Origin of the sequence: Synechococcus sp. CCY9202, from assembly GCF_034931685.1 — a bacterium.
In the GTDB taxonomy this organism is placed as follows: Bacteria; Cyanobacteriota; Cyanobacteriia; order PCC-6307; family Cyanobiaceae; genus CBW1002.
On record NZ_JAYGID010000127.1, the window covers coordinates 31,757 to 47,318 of the forward strand.

Sequence of the window (15,562 nt, forward strand, 5' to 3'; positions counted from 1 at the left end):
GATCCCGATCATCCCGGCCAGCAGATTCCTCTCTATGCCCTGGAGCAACGCCAGCGGGCTGCCAGTTACACCCAGCAGCACCACTAGGGGAGTTCAGGTTAGGGGAGTTCAGGAGACGCCCGGCATGAACTGACGTTCATGTCCATAGCCCTTCAACATACGGTTCCAGTAGAGCCAGGGGAGCACCTTGGTCTTGACGATCCACATGGTCCATCGCTCCTGGGTGGGATCGCAGGGGAAGGATGGTTTGGGATTGCCATCATAATCAAACTCAGCCATGATCGTTTTGCCATAGCCAGTGATCAGCGGACAGCAGGCATAGCCGTCGTAACGGGCCTCCAGGGGACGTTGATCGAGGAAGGCCAGCAGGTTGGCCACCAGCACCGGCGCCTGGCCCCTCACCGCCGCAGCCGTCTTGGAGTTCGGTAGAGACGAGACATCCCCCAGGGAAAAGACGTTCGGGAAACGAACATGCTGGGTCGTGAACTTATCCACCTCGACCCAACCACCCGGGCCAGCCACGGCCAGGGGACTCTCGGCCACCACATCGGGCGCTGCCATCGGTGGGGTGACATGCAGCATCTCGTAGGAGATCACTTCTTCACGGATGGTGTCCCCGTCTTTCACGTGGAACACGGCCTCCTTGCTCGAGGCACGCACCTCCTTGAGGGTGTGCAGAAAGTTGGTGGTGATGCCACGGCGTGCCACCACCTTCTTGAGGGGCTCAGCATAAATCGGGATGCCGAAGATTCCCGGAGTTGCCGTGGCATAGATCACCTTGGTACGGGAAGCGACCTCCGGCGAGCGTTTGAACACGTCGTCGGCCATGTACATGATTTTCTGCGGTGCACCGGCGCACTTGATCGGCGTCTCCGGATAGGTGAACACGGCATTTCCACCCTTGAAGTTCTGAATCGTCTGCCAGGTGTAGGCAGCGTGCTCCCGCGAATAGTTGCTGGTGACACCGTCGCTGCCCAGCGCCTCGCTCAGGCCCTTGATCCGCTCCCAGCAGAGCTTGATGCCGGTCGCGACCACCAGCACGTCGTAGGTGATCGTGGCGCCTCCGGCGGTGCGCACCGCATTGGCATCAGGATCAAAGCTCGCGACGGCATCATGAATCCAGACCACGCCCTCCGGGATCAGGTCCACTTCCAGCCGGTGGGTCTGCTCCAGGGTGAAGACACCGCCGCCCACCAGGGTCCAGCCAGGTTGGTAGTAGTGATCCCGCGACGGCTCGAGGATGGCGACCTCCAGCTCCGGCCGGGCCCGCCGCAGCTGGCTGGCCGCGGTGAGGCCGGCGGTACCGCCGCCAAGGATCAGGATCTGGTGATGGGCCATGGTCCGGCCGACAACGAAGCTGGCCTTGATCTACCTGGATCCTGCGCCTTCGTCCAGGAAACCGTCACGGGAGTGGTGCAAAGCCGGTGAGGCCGGCCACAGAAGACAAGCAAACGTGACGACCGATACCGAACCGCGGCGGTTGTGATCAGACTTGAGAAAACCCTGACCCCGTGGGGCTGGAGGTCGTCATGTTTCTGAAATTGCGCCAGGAGGACGAGGCCCTTGTTGAAGTGCTGGACCTGAAGCAACTGTTCGATCCCTTCGCGGCGCGGGTGCTGGGGCGCTTCCACGCCGGAGAGGAGATGCAGGAACCCGAGCCTTTCGGCAAGGCAGATCTGCAGTTTCCCTCCGGGGAAGGCCTGCCGCGCTGCTGGGTCGATCCCGACTATCGGAAGCTCTGAGTTCATGGAGCGACGCTGCATCAACAGCAGACAACCAGACCGGAAAACAGAGCAGGCCGGACAATAGCCATGCCGTGGAACCCTGACTGGGGCCCAATCGGGTAGCAAGTAACACCAGAATCCCAGGAAGTTGTTGCAAGTCTTCATCCACTTGCAACAACTCCATGGGCCTGGCCCGACACATTGAGCTCCTGCAGATTCAGCGATCCTTCTCCGGTCACACCCTGTTCTGCGAGCCACAAGCCAGCGATGAAACCCTGATCGCCGAGGTGGGCACCGATCGGATCGATGAACTCTTCTGCCACCGAAACCAGACGGATCAGCTGATGGTGCTGCGCGGCTCGATTGATCTGGTGGTGTTGCAACAGAAGCGTCTGCACCACATCACCCTGCGTGAGGACGAGCCCGCATGGGTACGCATTCCCCCTGGGGTGCCCCATGGCGCGATCAACCGCGGCCGCACTCCAGCCCTGGTGGTGAACGCGGTGCTGCGCCATGGGCCAAACGACCCCCGCGACTACCGCCCCCGGCGGGTACCGGAGGCCCTGCTCGATCAGTGGCGCTCCCTGGCGGCCTGAATGCTCGTCACCGCAGTGCCGAGCGGGGCGACTCTGCCTAGAGTCCCGCCCAGCCGCCTCTGCCGATTGGGTTCCGCCCCTGCCCCCTGCTCTCGATCAGCAGCACCACTGCCATCACTTCCGTCTGCCCGTGGAGCCGCTGCCATCAGGACGGCCTCGAGGGTGGTACGTGGCTCCCTGGCAGTGCTGCTCCCCCTGAGCCTCGTCAGTGGTGGGGCCCTGGCAGAAGCCGTCATCCCGACGCAACCGGCAGTGAGCGCGCCACCCGGTAGCGCTCAGCTCTCCAGCGCCACGGTGATTCATGTGTCCACAGGTCAGGATCTGCTGGTCAACGTGAAGGGACAGGAGCGACGGGTGCGGCTGGCCTGCATTCAGGCCCCACGCCCCCAGCAGCAACCCTTTGCACGTCAGGCACGCCAGCTGCTGCTCGACAGCCTGCCTGCCGGGACTGCCGTGACCCTGGAACTGCGCGCCCGAGATGTGTTTGCCCGGGAGGTGGCGGTGGTGCGACACCAGGGCCAGGACGTGGCAGCCCGCCAGCTGCAGCGTGGCGCTGTCTTCGTCTTCGACGGTTATCTCGGCCTCTGTGACGATCTCCCCTATGCCTCCCTGGAGGCCGAGGCACGCCGCCGCAAGCTTGGCGTCTGGTCGACGCCCGGAGGGATTGAACGCCCCTGGGACCTGATCCAACGGTTGGGCGACACCACCGCTGAACCTTGATCCAGCGCGAACACGCCCCATTGCTGCTGCACCCGCATGACTCCTGAACCTCGCGAACGTCCCGCCTGGATGAACTGGATGTTTCTCGTCATTTTCCTCTGGTCGTCCTGGCAACTGGCCGGCTACTGGATCGAGCGGCTGCATGGCTAGGTTCACATCCCGATTCAGGGATAACAATTGGGCACGAAGAATCGCTCATTGATCGGCGGCCGGTCAATCCATGGGGCCGACCGGCGGGGTGGCAAAGCAATCTTGGGTGGGGTCATGTCGGTATACGGCACTTTGCTCAGCAGGTGGTGAATTGTATTGAGGCGAGCCCGGCGTTTGTCATCCGCCTCCACCGTGAACCAGGGTGCCTCCGGGATGTTGGTGTGGGCGAACATGTCATCCTTGGCCTGCGAAAACTCGATCCATCGATCGCGAGCCTCCAGATCCATCGGTGAGAGTTTCCAGCGCCGGGTGGGGTCATCGATGCGCGCCTGAAACCGGGCCTCCTGTTCCTCGTCGCTCACGGAAAACCAGTACTTGAGCAACACGATGCCGGAACGTACGAGCATCCGTTCGAACTCCGGACACGACTGAGCGAACTCCTCCACTTCAGCCTCACTGCAGAACCCCATCACCCGCTCCACTCCGGCGCGGTTGTACCAGCTGCGATCGAAGATCACGATCTCACCGGCGGAGGGGAAATGCTCCACATAGCGCTGGAAATACCACTGGCTCTTCTGCTGATCCGAGGGGGTTCCCAGTGCAACCACACGGCAGCCGCGTGGATTGAGCGGTTCGGTGATGCGCTTGATCGTGCCACCTTTACCTGCCGCATCCCGGCCTTCGAACAACACGATCAGGCGAAAACCGCTGCTCTTGATCCAGTACTGCATCTTCACCAGCTCCTGCTGCAGGCGGGTGAGCTCCCGCTCATAGGCTTTACGATCGAACTTCGCCGTGGACTCGCCAACGCCCCTGACCTCAGCCATGGGCAGCGAATCCACCGCCACGTCGGTGAGGTCATCAAGCTGGGCGGAGGGGTAATACCGATCGCTCAATGCTCCGAAGTGAAGACGCACGGCCGGAATCGCGTCGTCGGTCCTGCGACCGCGGGTGGTCTTGGAGGTTGGTCTCGATAGGCGCGGCTTCTGATCTGTGGCCGCCACTTGTCTGGCACCGTTCTCCAGGGCTCTGGCACTCTCCTTGCCCTTGCCACTCCCCTTGCCTTTGCCACCACTGCTCCTGGCTTTGCCCTCCACGTCAGACCTGGCCGGACTGGATTTGCCGCGTTTGACCATCGCTTCATCACCGGGAGGACACTCCTGATGGATAGCGCTGATCAACTCGGCCGGCGAGGCTGAGGCAGGAAGGCCCGCACGAAGCGAAGAACCGCCGCCACAAGCAGCAGCAGGCCCGCCACCGCCACCGCAAGCACCAGCGCGAGGGCGGCAAGCTGAAGCATTCCCAGCAGGAAACTCCCGAGGCCGTCGATCAGGTTGGCGATCGCCGTGCTGACCAGAAGGATCGTGTCAAAGCGACTGGGCAGCTGCAGCAGGCCCACCAGCAGACCGGCACCGAGCGCGCCCAGGGCCAGAGCGGCGAACACCTGGCGCCAGCGGGGCGGGCGACGACGCCTTCCCCTGAACACATTCCGCTGCTTGGGCCCACTGGTGCGGGGCAGATGGATGGCGGGTTGATCGCGGCTCATCCTTCAAGCCGATGACCGGCCCCTCGCATCCAGCGCTCGAATTCCATCAGCACCAGCTCGTTGGGGCAATCCACCAGGGACAGATCTCCCACCGTGCAGTCGCCCTGGCCGCCGTGGTGCAGGGAGAGATGGAAGGTCCTGCCGCTCAGCCCGCAGACCTCAGGGTCGCTGCGCACCACCACATCGAGGCTGGCGCCGAGGCGGGTGACGCGGCGCCGCAGTTCCGACCAGGTGAGAGACATGGGATGGCTGCCGCCTACAACCACTCCAGTGTGACCAGCCACCGTTCAGGGGGGAGACGCAACCGTGGCCTCGTTGGCGGCGGCCGGCGCGGCCCGCTCATCGGGGGCGACAGGCTTCAAGGGAGCCGGTGGCGGCACCAGCCAGCCGAGGCCGGCGCTGACCGCCAGCACCACGACCCCTCCCAACGGCGCCGCCAGACGTCGACGCAAAGGGACCCGCTCCAGGAGCTCGCGGGTGCGCAACGGCTGGGGCTCCGGCACCTCCCAGCGCAGGGTGACGCGCCCATCGAGGCGCACCTGATCCAGCACCCGCACCAGATCCGCAAGCTCGGCGTCGTCGAGCACCACCTCCAGGGGGGGCGTATCGGGCTGACTGCTGCGCAGCTGCAGCCGGTGTCCACCACCGGACTTGCCCCGGATCTCCACCGGCAGGTCGGCGCCACCCACGGGCCGGTCCACGCCGCTGATCAGTTGCCGCGCGTAGGGAAGCACCACCTGCATGAGCGCCATCAGGTGCTCCTTGCGTCCCTCCAGTTCGGGCCGGCCGGTCCACTGCAGCGACCAGCCGGTGAGGATGCCGATCACCGCACCGCTGTGCCCCACCGACACATCGGGCAGGCCCTCCAGTTGCAAGCGGCAGCTGGTCTGGTCGTAGCGAAAGGTCTGCTTCAAGGGAACGGGGAACGGGCAGGGGGCGGAGGAAGGGAAGGCGGCCGGCGAAGCAACGTGAGGGTCAAAGCAGGCCGCTGATCAGGGGGCTCCTGATCTGGAAGCCACCGATCAGGGTGCCGCATCCCGCAGGCTGGCCCGCATCCGCTCGAAGCCGCCGGGACCGGCCCCCAAAGCCAGGGCCTGAATGTGGCGACGGCGCTGGTCGGCGCCGCCCTGCGGATCGAGCAGTTGCTGCACGCCACCACGGCGAGGGTTCATGCGCTCATTCAGCAGCTCGGCCAGCCGGGCTTCGAACAGGGCCCAGCGCTGGCGGGTCAGCGCCTCCGGTTCCGCCTGGGAGAGCAGGGCACGCAGCATCGGGTAGAGCCGATCCGCCAGGGCGCAGAGGATGCGGATCAGGGCATCGGTCTCAGCCTCGTCGAGCGAGCCGCGGCGGGTGGTGCGGCGCAGGGGGTTGTGGCAGCGGCGCTTCCACAGCTCCACCCGGTTGGGGAAGAGGCCGGAGAAGCCCAGCTGCTCGCTCATCCACACCATGGCTTCGCCGCCGTTGAGATCAAGGGCCTCAACGGCGAGCAGCATCAGGTCGAGCCGCTCGACGCCGCGCCTGGGCAGCGGCTCGCCCCCCACAGGCTGAGTCTCGGGGTGCTGCATGGGGAGGGTCTGGACCATGGCTGCGATGATGCCAGCGGCAGAGCCCTTCCGTCACGCCCGCTGGGGTTTCCGCCGCGCCGCTTCCGTCCGATTCACTCCTCCGTCTGCCCCGCCATGGTCGCCAGCCCATCCCCGCTCGATCTGCGGCAACTGGTGCGCGACATCCCTGACTTTCCCAAGCCGGGCATTCTGTTTCGCGATCTCACGCCCCTGATGCGGGATCCGGATGGCTGGCAGGAGGTGATCCGCCAGCTGGCGGTGCTGTGTGAGCGCCTCCAGCCGGATCTGATCGTGGGCATCGAATCACGGGGCTTCATCGTGGGCACGGCCCTGGCCACGGCCACCCGGCTGGGCTTCGTGCCGGTGCGCAAACCCGGCAAACTGCCTGGCGCCGTGACCGGTGTGGATTATGAGCTCGAGTACGGCAGCGACCGGCTCGAGATCCACAGCGATGCCCTGGCCGCCGGCGAACGGGTGCTGATCGTCGACGATCTGCTGGCCACCGGCGGCACGGCCTCAGCCTGTGCCGAGCTGGTGCAGGCGGCCGGCGGTGAGCTGTGCGGCTTCGGCTTCGTGGCCGAACTGGCCGCCCTCGAAGGCCGTCGCCGCCTGCCGGAGCAGCACCCGGTTGAATCGCTGATCATCTACGCCTGAACCCGCTCAGGTGTGGCTGTTCTGCCAGCGCAGCACCTGATCGAACTGATCGAGGCTGATCAGCCCGAAGCGCCACAGCACCACCGGTAAGGGCGCCTGCTCCAGCCGGGCCTGGCGCAATCCCAGCGCCAGGGCGCTCTCGCTCAGGCCCAGCTGCAGCCGCAGATACTGCACCAGGGCCGAGGGCGGGGTGGGTTGGGGCGTGGTGCTGATCACCATGGCGTCATGGTGTCAGGTGCGGCTGGGAAGGCAAGTCCCGTTGGTCATCTGCGACAACAGCAGCCGCCGCAGCGGCGCGAACCTCTGCAGCAGCAGCACGGCCAGGCGGCGGGGCGGCAGCAGCAGGGGCAGGCGGGTGGAATAGAGCCGCACCAGCAGATCGGTCACGAGCAGGGTGGCAAGCAGATCGGGCCAGCGGCGGCGGGCGTAGGCGGCGGGCAGGCGGCGGGGCCGCAGCCGGCCTGAGGCAACGCGACGGGCCAGTCGGTGCAGCACCGCCACGTCGCGCCAGCAGAGGTTGAGGCCCTGGCCGCCCACCGGATGGCAGCGGTGGGCGCTCTCGCCCACCAGCACCAGCGAACCGCTGTGCAGGCGACGGGCCAGCAGCCGCTCCACCGGGAAGGCCCGTGGGGTGTCGAGCAGGGCGTCGGGCTGGAAGCGATCCGGCAGCGTGCCGGCCAGGGCGTCGAGGAAAGCTGGGCCACTGAGCTGCTCCAGCTGGCGGCAGCGGGCCACGGGGGCACTCCAGACCACCTGCACCTGCTGGCCGCCGAGGGGCAGCAGGGCGAAGGGCCCTTCCGGGCGGAACAACTCCCAGGCCTGATCGGGGGCGCTGCCACGCAACTGCACCTGGGCGGTGAGACAGGCCTGGCGATAGGCACGCCGCCAGACACCGATGCCTCGGGCGGTGCGCAGGGGCGAGGCCGGCCCATCGGCGGCCACCAGCAGATCGCAGGCGCCAACAGCGGCATCGTCCGGGAGGCTGGCCTGCCCGAGCTGCAGGGTCACAGCGGGATGGGCCTGCAATCGCTCCAGTAGCACCGCCAGGAGGGGGCCGTGCTGCGCGATCCAGCCCACTGCAGCCGCTCCTGTTTCCGCCACTGAATCCACCTGAGCGAGATCCGCAGCCACGAACCCCACACCAAACTCACCGCCGGGATCGAGCGCAAGATCACGCAGCTGCAGATCCCGGAAGGGAGTCAGCAGCGGCTCGAGCGCCTGCCACAGCCCCAGCTGCTGCAGCAGGCGCCGGCTGGAGTGGGTGAAGGCATAGGCGCGGCTGCGTTGCTGCAGCCGCTCGGCATCCAGGGGATCCACGAGGCGCACAGCCCAGCCGGCATCCGCTAGGGCGAGGGCCGCCAGGGCACCGGTGGGACCGGCTCCGTGAACCCGCGCCTGCAGCGGCAGGGTCATCCGATTGGGTGGCAACAAAAAAGAACCGCAGCGGAAAGCCGCTGCGGTGGGGAGATTAAAGCGAGCGGCTGGCTCAGCCGATGCCGAGCAGGCCGCGGGTGAAGGCTTCGCCGCCGAGGGCGATTTCGGTGGCGATCAGGGCGATGAAGCCGAGCATGGCCATGCGGCCGTTCAGCTTCTCGGCGCGCTCATGGAAACCCCAGCCGCTCTCGGCGCTCACCACTTCCATGCGGGGCTCGCTGGCGAAGGCATTGAGGCGGCCACCGTCTTCGGTGGTCACGGTGGCGCCGCGGATGACGGCAGCGGCAGCGGCGGGGGTGGTAGCGGTGGCTTGAGCCATGGAGACCTCGTTACGGGGTGTTACGAAGACTGTAACGCAATGTTTCGTTTCTGTCAGCAAACCCGCCTTGATGGGCAGCTGGCTCAGGCCAGGCCCGCCTCAGCGCAGCCGCCGCAGGCAGAGCTCCTCAAACGCCGGCCGCAGCAGGTAGGGGTACTCGCCCACCCACAGCTTCGGCTGCGGCAGCCAGGCATCGCTGATCGCGCCGATGCGGGCGAAATCCTTGCGTTCACTCAGCACCAGGGCGCGCACCACCATGCCCCGCCGGATCGCCTGGTGCTTCTTCTCCATCGGAAAGCGCACCTGGCCCAGGTAGCCCTCCTCATCTTCGAGCTCGAGGCAGAGCCAGGTGCGCTTGTTCTCCACCAGTTCCAGCCGCCCCTGCTTGCCCGCCTGCTCGCGCCGCTCCTCCACCACCTCACGGGTGTAGAGATCGCCCACCTCACCCTCGAACAGGGCCGCCACCGGATAACGGCGCAGGGTGGCGTTGCGGCGCCCCGCCTCCAGGATCGGGCCCCAAAGCATGTAAAGCAGGAACACAAAGCCCACCACCAGCCACACCGGCCCGAAACGGCTGGAGAACAGGCTCTGGGCCACCAGCAGGGAGATCACCCCGCCGATCAGCGAGATCAGCAGCCGCTGCAGCACTTTGCGCGGATTGCCGCTGGAGGCCGCGAACTGGGGACCGGTGGCCACCGCCGGAATCAGCCGCGACAGTTCACCCGGTTTCAGGGGCAGCAGCATCAGAGCAGCCGCTCCAGGCCGTAGACCAGGCCCCCCAGCTTGCGCACCTGCCGCACGGTGAGCAGCACCCCGGGCATGTAGGCCGAGCGGTCGATCGTGTCGTGGCGCAGGGTGTAGATCTCGCCGGGGGCGCCGAACATCACCTCCTGATGGGCCACCAGGCCCGGCAGGCGGATCGAATGCAGCCGCAGCCCGCTCTCCCGCAGACCACCGCGGCAGCCCGCCAGGCTTTCGTGCTCCTCCACCTGGGCCGGATTGAAGGCCTTGCCCAGATCCTCCATCAGTTCGGCGGTCTTGATGCAGGTGCCGCTGGGAGCATCGGCCTTGCGGTTGTGGTGCAGCTCGGTGAGCTCGGCGAAGTCGTAGAAGCGGGCGGCGGCGGCGGCGGCCTGCTGCAGCAGCACCATGCCCACCGAGAAGTTGGGGATCACCGCTCCCCCCACCGACGCCTTCTCACTGAAGCTGGCCAGATCCGCCAGCTGCTGCGGGCTCAGCCCCGTGGTGCCGATCACCGGATGGACCCCGTAGGCGATCGCGGCGCGGGTGTGCTCGTACACCACCGACGGATGGGTGAAATCCACCAGCACGGCACCAGCGCCGGGGCCGGCGTTGCGCACGCTCTGGCTCACCTGGCAGAGGGTGCCCTCGAGATCGGCGGTGATCGCCAGCTCCAGCTCCTCCAGCCCCAGCTCGAGCCCCAGATCGGCGCCCTCCTTGCCGGGGGTGGTGTCGATCGCGCCGACCAGGGCGCAGTCCGGTGCCGCCAGCACGGCCCGCACCACCTCGGCGCCCATGCGGCCCAGGGCACCGGCCACCACCACCGGGATCGGCGCAGCGGCGGAGGTGGAGGCGGGCATGGCTGGGGAAACGGGAACGCTCGTCATGGCGATCGGCGGAACCAGGCGAGCCTATGCGGGCTTCCGAACCGGCCATTACGCCGGCAAGGGCCGATCCGCAAGCCCTGTAACGCCTTGAAAGAAGGGCTCGCGAGAGTGCACGGCCCTTCGTAGGCTCCTTCACATTGCTCAATCCGCCCGCATGTTCACGCAGGTCCGCTCCGCCAACCGCCGGGTCAGCCCTGCCAGCCGTGAGGGCCGCGCCGTGATGAAGGCGGTGTACGTGGTGCTGGAGCCCCAGTACCAGAACGCCCTCACCACCGCCGCCAACAGCCTCAACGACCAGAACGGTCCCCTGGCGATCGAACTGAGCGGCTACCTGATCGAAGAACTGCGCGATCCGCAGAACTACGCCGATTTCTGCGCCGATGTGGCCGATGCGGATGTGTTCATCGCCTCGCTGATCTTCATCGAAGACCTGGCCCAGAAGGTGGTGGAGGCGGTGGCGCCCCACCGCGACCGGCTCAAGGCCGCCGTGGTGTTCCCCTCCATGCCGGAGGTGATGCGTCTCAACAAGCTGGGCACCTTCTCGATGGCCCAGCTGGGCCAGAGCAAGAGCGCCATCGCCAGCTTCATGAAGAAGCGCAAGGAGGCCAACAGCGCCGGCTTCCAGGACGCGATGTTGAAGCTGCTCAACACCCTGCCCACGGTTCTCAAGTACCTGCCGGTGGAGAAGGCGCAGGATGCCCGCTCCTTCATGCTCAGCTTCCAGTACTGGCTGGGCGGCACGCCAGACAACCTGCGCAACTTCCTGTTGATGCTGGCCGACAAATATGTGTTCCCCCGCAGCGGCAACGACCGGCCGGAGCTGCAGGTGGCCGAGCCCGTGGTGTTCCCCGACCTGGGCATCTGGCATCCCCTGGCACCGGGGATGTTCGAAGACCTGAAGGAATACCTCAACTGGAACACCAGCCGATCCGATCTCTCCGAGCAGGCCCGCCAGGGTCCGGTGATCGGCCTGGTGCTGCAGCGCAGCCACATCGTGACCGGCGATGAGGCCCACTACGTGGCCGTGATCCAGGAACTGGAATACCGCGGCGCCACCGTGATCCCGGTGTTCTGCGGCGGGCTCGATTTCACCAAGCCGGTGAATGCCTTCTTCTACGACCCGCTCAACCCGGATCAACCGCTGGTGGATGGGGTGGTGAGCCTCACCGGCTTCGCCCTGGTGGGCGGCCCGGCCCGGCAGGACCATCCGAAGGCGATCGAGGTGCTCAAGAGCCTCAACCGCCCCTACATGGTGGCGCTACCGCTGGTGTTCCAGACCACCCAGGAATGGGAGGAGAGCGACCTGGGGCTGCACCCGGTGCAGGTGGCCCTGCAGATCGCCATCCCCGAGCTGGATGGGGCGATCGAGCCGATCGTGCTGAGCGGCCGCGACGATGCCACCGGCAAGGCCCACACCCTGCAGGACCGGGTGGAGGCGATCGCCGAGCGGGCGATCCGCTGGGCGTCGCTGCGGATCAAACCCCGCAGCGACAAGAAGCTGGCGATCACCGTGTTCAGCTTCCCGCCCGATAAGGGCAATGTGGGCACCGCCGCCTACCTGGATGTGTTCGGCTCGATCCACCGGGTGCTGGAGGAGATGAAGCGCAAGGGCTACGACGTGCAGGGCGTGCCCCACACCCCCAAAGCGCTGATGGAGGCGGTGATCAACGATCCCGAGGCCCTGCAGGGGGCACCGGAGCTGGCGATCGCCCACCGCATGAGCGTCGAGGAATACGAGCGGCTCACCCCCTATTCGCAGCGGCTGGAGGAGAACTGGGGCAAGCCGCCCGGCAATCTCAATTCCGACGGCACCAACCTGCTGATCTACGGCCGCCACTTCGGCAATGTGTTCGTGGGGGTGCAGCCCACCTTCGGCTACGAGGGCGACCCGATGCGGCTGCTCTATTCCCGCAGCGCCAGTCCCCATCACGGCTTCGCGGCCTATTACACCTATCTGGAGAAGGTGTGGGGCGCCGATGCGGTGCTGCACTTCGGCACCCACGGCTCGCTGGAGTTCATGCCCGGCAAGCAGATGGGCATGAGCGAGATGTGCTACCCGGATTCACTGATCGGCGCCCTGCCGAACCTCTATTACTACGCCGCCAATAACCCGTCCGAAGCCACGATCGCCAAGCGACGTGGCTATGCCGCCACGATCAGCTACCTCACCCCACCGGCCGAAAATGCCGGTCTCTACAAGGGGCTGAAGGAGCTGGGCGAGCTGGTGGGCTCCTACCAGCAGTTGCGCGAAAGCTCCAGAGGTGTGCAGATCGTCAACGCGATCGTGGAAACGGCGCGCCAGTGCAACCTCGACAAGGATGTGACCCTGCCGGAGGGGGAAGCCGCCGAGCTGAATCTGGATGGCCGCGATGCCGTGGTGGGGGCGGTGTACCGCCAGCTGATGGAGATCGAGAGCCGGCTGCTGCCCTGCGGCCTGCACACGATCGGCAAGCCACCCACCGCCGAAGAAGCGATCGCCACCCTGGTGAACATCGCCGCCCTGGAGCGGGAAGAGGAGGGCATCCGCTCCCTGCCGGCCCTGCTGGCCCAGAGCCTGGGGCGCACGATCGAAGCGGTGTATCGCGGCAACGATGAGGGGGTACTGGCCGATGTGGAGCTGAACCGGCGCATCACCGAAACCAGCCGCCTGGCGGTGGGGGCGATGGTGCGGGAGGTGACGGGCCGTGATGGCCGGGTCACCCTGCGGCGCAACTTCGGCTGGCTGGTGAGCCTGCTGGAGCGGATCGGCTTCAAACTGCCCAGCCCCTGGCTGCGCGCCTGCTGCGGCGCAGGCTTCGTAAGCGTGGATGCGGGCGAACTCGACAAGCTGTTCGCCTACCTGCGCTTCTGCCTCGAGCAGATCTGCGCCGACATGGAAATGGAGAGCCTGCTCAAGGCCCTCGATGGCGAATACGTGATTCCAGGGCCGGGCGGCGATCCGATCCGCAACCCGGGGGTGCTGCCCAGCGGCAAGAACATCCACGCCCTCGATCCCCAGGCGATCCCCACCCGCGCCGCCATCGCCGCCGCCAAGGTGGTGGTGGATCGGCTGATCGAGCGCCAGAAGGCCGAGCAGGGCGCCTGGCCCGAAACCATCGCCTGCGTGCTCTGGGGCACGGACAACATCAAGACCTACGGCGAATCCCTGGCCCAGATCCTCTGGTTCATCGGCGTGCGCCCCGTGCCCGATTCCCTGGGCCGCGTCAACAAGCTGGAGCTGATTCCCCTGGAGGAACTGGGCCGGCCGCGGATCGATGTGGTGGTGAACTGCAGCGGTGTGTTCCGCGATCTGTTCATCAACCAGATGGGCCTGATCGATCAGGGCGTCAAGATGGCCGCCGAAGCGGACGAACCGCTGGAGAACAACTTCGTGCGCAAGCACGCCCAGGAGCAGGCGGCCGCCAATGGCATCAGCCTGCGCGATGCCGCCACCCGTGTGTTCTCCAATGCCAGCGGCAGCTACTCGTCGAATGTGAACCTGGCGGTAGAGAACAGCACCTGGGAGGAGGAAGGGGAGCTGCAGGAGATGTATCTGAGCCGCAAGACCTTCGCCTTCAACGCCGACAACCCCGGCGAGATGAACCAGAAGCGAGAGGTGTTCGAATCAGCCATGAAAACCGCTGATGTGACCTTCCAGAACCTCGATTCCGCCGAAATCTCGCTCACCGATGTGAGCCACTACTTCGATTCCGATCCCACCAAGCTGATCCAGGGCCTGCGCGACGACGGCAAGGCCCCGGCCAGCTACATCGCCGATACCACCACCGCCAACGCCCAGGTGCGCTCCCTGAGTGAAACCATCCGCCTCGATTCCCGCACCAAGCTGCTCAATCCCAAATGGTATGAAGGCATGCTCAATTCGGGCTACGAAGGGGTGCGTGAGGTCGCCAAACGGCTCAACTTCACGCTCGGCTGGAGTGCCACCAGCGGCTCGGTGGATAATTTCGTCTATGAGGAAGCCAACGACACCTTCATCAATGATCCCGAGATGCGCAAGCGGCTGATGGAACTCAACCCCCACAGCTTCCGCCGCATCGTGGGCACCCTGCTGGAGGTGAATGGCCGTGGCTACTGGGAAACCAGCGATGAGAACATCGCCCAGCTGCAGGAGATCTACCAGGAGATCGAAGATCGGATTGAAGGCGTTACGCCCCAGGGCTGAACCTTCAGAAGCCAAACCGCAAACTCAGGCTGAAGACCTAATTGAGCAGATAACCAACACCACGGATGGTCTGAATGAGCGGCTCCAGATCGGGCCGCTCAATTTTTTTACGCAAATAGCGGATATACACTTCCAGGATATTGGCATCACCAAAGAAGTTCTCCCCCCACACCGCCTCAAGGATGCGTTGCCGCTCCTGCACCTGGCCGGCGTGACGCAAGAGAAAGAGCAACAGGTCGTATTCCTTCACCGATAATCTGATTGCCGACCCGGCACGCTGCACCTCACGGGTTTCGGTATTCAAGGTGAGATCCTTGTGGCCTAGCAGATCACCAGCAGCATACACGTGACCCATGCCGGAGCGTCGCTGCCACACCCGCAAGCGAGCCAGCAACTCCTCAATGGCATAGGGACGGCTGATCACATCATCAGCACCAGAATCGAGGAGAGCCACACGATCAGAGAAGTCACTGGAGTCGCATAGCACCAGCAGTGGAGTCACTGATCCGCTATCACGAAGCCTGGAGCACAGCTCAGAAGCATCGGACAGGTGAAGAGCGGCATCAATCAGAGCCGCCATCGGGCTCTGCTCCTGCATCCGAATCAACACATCTTCACTAGAGTCACAAACAATGATGCGATAACCAACCGCATCACAGGTTTTCGCCAGACGTTGAGCTTCGAGACCACACGCCTTTAACACAAGAAGAGGTCGATCGGGAACCACCGAAGGAAGAATGGACAAGGCGATCGATCGGACGGCTTCGGTTCAGCCACTCTCAAAGTACGATACCTCCCAATGGACATTCAGTCTGCACATGAAAATGCCGCCCCCGGAGAGGAGGCGGCATGAACGGCCTAGCTGACGAATCAGCTAAGGAACAGGTAGAGAATCAAGGACACTTCGAAATTTACAAGATTTGCCAGCCTCTGATCACCATAAAAAATGCCTTTCGGCATCGTCGCAGCAGATCGTAAGTGCTCAAGCAATACAATATTGTCGGCAAATTGCTTCGTATTGGATACTGCTTAGGCAATAGTCAGGGCGTTAGTTGATCGTTGGA

General features: G+C 65.2%; 17 protein-coding genes. 5 read left to right on the top strand and 12 right to left on the bottom strand.

The annotated features are described in order from the left end of the window. Window positions 1-108 precede the first annotated feature (108 nt). Window positions 109-1,338 (bottom strand): NAD(P)/FAD-dependent oxidoreductase, encoded by a 1,230-nt coding sequence (locus VB777_RS15575; RefSeq protein ID WP_197154983.1) that lies wholly within the window; start codon window positions 1,336-1,338, stop codon window positions 109-111. Between the two features lie 191 nt (window positions 1,339-1,529). Between VB777_RS15575 and VB777_RS15580 the strand changes: the two genes are divergently transcribed. From VB777_RS15580 to VB777_RS15590, 3 genes are all read left to right on the top strand, one after another. Next, on the top strand, window positions 1,530-1,742 hold the full coding sequence (locus VB777_RS15580; protein ID WP_197154981.1) for an acetyltransferase: 213 nt from the start codon (window positions 1,530-1,532) through the stop codon (window positions 1,740-1,742). Between the two features lie 164 nt (window positions 1,743-1,906). Further along, window positions 1,907-2,320: a cupin domain-containing protein gene (locus VB777_RS15585; protein ID WP_197154980.1), complete on the top strand. Its 414-nt coding sequence runs from the start codon at window positions 1,907-1,909 to the stop codon at window positions 2,318-2,320. Window positions 2,321-2,503: 183 nt separating this feature from the next. Next, the gene (locus tag VB777_RS15590) at window positions 2,504-3,040 is read left to right on the top strand and encodes a thermonuclease family protein (protein ID WP_231597851.1); all 537 of its coding nucleotides are present in this window, start codon (window positions 2,504-2,506) and stop codon (window positions 3,038-3,040) included. A 164-nt stretch (window positions 3,041-3,204) separates the two neighbouring features. On the opposite strand, the gene ppk2 is transcribed toward VB777_RS15590, so the two are convergent. The 5 genes from ppk2 to VB777_RS15615 form a co-directional block, all read right to left on the bottom strand. Continuing rightward, window positions 3,205-4,017 (bottom strand): polyphosphate kinase 2, encoded by an 813-nt coding sequence (gene ppk2 / locus VB777_RS15595; RefSeq protein ID WP_322758834.1) that lies wholly within the window; start codon window positions 4,015-4,017, stop codon window positions 3,205-3,207. Window positions 4,018-4,367: 350 nt separating this feature from the next. After that, window positions 4,368-4,736 carry a hypothetical protein gene (locus tag VB777_RS15600; protein WP_231597850.1) on the bottom strand — a complete coding sequence of 123 codons (369 nt, stop codon included), beginning with the start codon at window positions 4,734-4,736 and terminating at the stop codon, window positions 4,368-4,370. Next, window positions 4,733-4,978, bottom strand: coding sequence for a hypothetical protein (locus VB777_RS15605; RefSeq protein WP_197154977.1), 246 nt, complete (start codon window positions 4,976-4,978; stop codon window positions 4,733-4,735). The genes VB777_RS15600 and VB777_RS15605 overlap by 4 nt, the downstream gene beginning before the upstream one ends. A gap of 45 nt (window positions 4,979-5,023) precedes the next feature. After that, window positions 5,024-5,650 carry a DUF4335 domain-containing protein gene (locus VB777_RS15610; RefSeq protein ID WP_323250064.1) on the bottom strand — a complete coding sequence of 209 codons (627 nt, stop codon included), beginning with the start codon at window positions 5,648-5,650 and terminating at the stop codon, window positions 5,024-5,026. Between the two features lie 108 nt (window positions 5,651-5,758). After that, window positions 5,759-6,319 carry a DUF3038 domain-containing protein gene (locus VB777_RS15615; protein WP_416238376.1) on the bottom strand — a complete coding sequence of 187 codons (561 nt, stop codon included), beginning with the start codon at window positions 6,317-6,319 and terminating at the stop codon, window positions 5,759-5,761. Between the two features lie 96 nt (window positions 6,320-6,415). On the opposite strand from VB777_RS15615, the gene VB777_RS15620 reads away from it, so the two are divergent. Continuing rightward, window positions 6,416-6,955, top strand: a complete 540-nt coding sequence (locus VB777_RS15620; protein WP_322757112.1) for an adenine phosphoribosyltransferase — start codon at window positions 6,416-6,418, stop codon at window positions 6,953-6,955. A gap of 6 nt (window positions 6,956-6,961) precedes the next feature. On the opposite strand, the gene VB777_RS15625 is transcribed toward VB777_RS15620, so the two are convergent. The 5 genes from VB777_RS15625 to dapB form a co-directional block, all read right to left on the bottom strand. After that, window positions 6,962-7,174 (bottom strand): DUF2949 domain-containing protein, encoded by a 213-nt coding sequence (locus VB777_RS15625; RefSeq protein WP_197154965.1) that lies wholly within the window; start codon window positions 7,172-7,174, stop codon window positions 6,962-6,964. 12 nt (window positions 7,175-7,186) lie between these two features. Then, entirely contained in the window at window positions 7,187-8,368 is a 1,182-nt protein-coding gene (locus VB777_RS15630; RefSeq protein ID WP_323250067.1) for an FAD-dependent monooxygenase, read from the bottom strand. Window positions 8,369-8,441: 73 nt separating this feature from the next. Further along, window positions 8,442-8,708 (bottom strand): high light inducible protein, encoded by a 267-nt coding sequence (locus VB777_RS15635; protein ID WP_197154963.1) that lies wholly within the window; start codon window positions 8,706-8,708, stop codon window positions 8,442-8,444. A gap of 99 nt (window positions 8,709-8,807) precedes the next feature. After that, window positions 8,808-9,452, bottom strand: coding sequence for a hypothetical protein (locus tag VB777_RS15640; RefSeq protein WP_197154962.1), 645 nt, complete (start codon window positions 9,450-9,452; stop codon window positions 8,808-8,810). Then, the gene (gene dapB, locus VB777_RS15645) at window positions 9,452-10,309 is read right to left on the bottom strand and encodes a 4-hydroxy-tetrahydrodipicolinate reductase (protein ID WP_323250070.1); all 858 of its coding nucleotides are present in this window, start codon (window positions 10,307-10,309) and stop codon (window positions 9,452-9,454) included. The genes VB777_RS15640 and dapB overlap by 1 nt, the downstream gene beginning before the upstream one ends. Before the next feature lie 181 nt (window positions 10,310-10,490). Between dapB and VB777_RS15650 the strand changes: the two genes are divergently transcribed. Then, window positions 10,491-14,498, top strand: coding sequence for a magnesium chelatase subunit H (locus VB777_RS15650; protein ID WP_323250072.1), 4,008 nt, complete (start codon window positions 10,491-10,493; stop codon window positions 14,496-14,498). A gap of 37 nt (window positions 14,499-14,535) precedes the next feature. Here the strand turns inward: VB777_RS15650 and VB777_RS15655 are convergent, their stop codons facing one another. Continuing rightward, window positions 14,536-15,243 (bottom strand): response regulator transcription factor, encoded by a 708-nt coding sequence (locus VB777_RS15655; protein WP_323250074.1) that lies wholly within the window; start codon window positions 15,241-15,243, stop codon window positions 14,536-14,538. Window positions 15,244-15,562: the final 319 nt, after the last annotated feature.

Bases quoted from the DNA above. Each gene is read 5' to 3' on its own strand.
- dapB (WP_323250070.1), bottom strand. From the start codon at position 10,309: ATGCCCGCCTCCACCTCCGCCGCTGCGCCGATCCCGGTGGTGGTGGCC.
- VB777_RS15650 (WP_323250072.1), top strand. From the start codon at position 10,491: ATGTTCACGCAGGTCCGCTCCGCCAACCGCCGGGTCAGCCCTGCCAGC.
- VB777_RS15600 (WP_231597850.1), bottom strand. From the start codon at position 4,736: ATGAGCCGCGATCAACCCGCCATCCATCTGCCCCGCACCAGTGGGCCC.
- VB777_RS15615 (WP_416238376.1), bottom strand. From the start codon at position 6,319: ATGGTCCAGACCCTCCCCATGCAGCACCCCGAGACTCAGCCTGTGGGG.
- VB777_RS15605 (WP_197154977.1), bottom strand. From the start codon at position 4,978: ATGTCTCTCACCTGGTCGGAACTGCGGCGCCGCGTCACCCGCCTCGGC.
- VB777_RS15625 (WP_197154965.1), bottom strand. From the start codon at position 7,174: ATGGTGATCAGCACCACGCCCCAACCCACCCCGCCCTCGGCCCTGGTG.
- VB777_RS15635 (WP_197154963.1), bottom strand. From the start codon at position 8,708: ATGGCTCAAGCCACCGCTACCACCCCCGCCGCTGCCGCTGCCGTCATC.
- VB777_RS15575 (WP_197154983.1), bottom strand. From the start codon at position 1,338: ATGGCCCATCACCAGATCCTGATCCTTGGCGGCGGTACCGCCGGCCTC.
- VB777_RS15630 (WP_323250067.1), bottom strand. From the start codon at position 8,368: ATGACCCTGCCGCTGCAGGCGCGGGTTCACGGAGCCGGTCCCACCGGT.
- VB777_RS15640 (WP_197154962.1), bottom strand. From the start codon at position 9,452: ATGCTGCTGCCCCTGAAACCGGGTGAACTGTCGCGGCTGATTCCGGCG.
- VB777_RS15620 (WP_322757112.1), top strand. From the start codon at position 6,416: ATGGTCGCCAGCCCATCCCCGCTCGATCTGCGGCAACTGGTGCGCGAC.
- VB777_RS15580 (WP_197154981.1), top strand. From the start codon at position 1,530: ATGTTTCTGAAATTGCGCCAGGAGGACGAGGCCCTTGTTGAAGTGCTG.
- ppk2 (WP_322758834.1), bottom strand. From the start codon at position 4,017: ATGGCTGAGGTCAGGGGCGTTGGCGAGTCCACGGCGAAGTTCGATCGT.
- VB777_RS15585 (WP_197154980.1), top strand. From the start codon at position 1,907: ATGGGCCTGGCCCGACACATTGAGCTCCTGCAGATTCAGCGATCCTTC.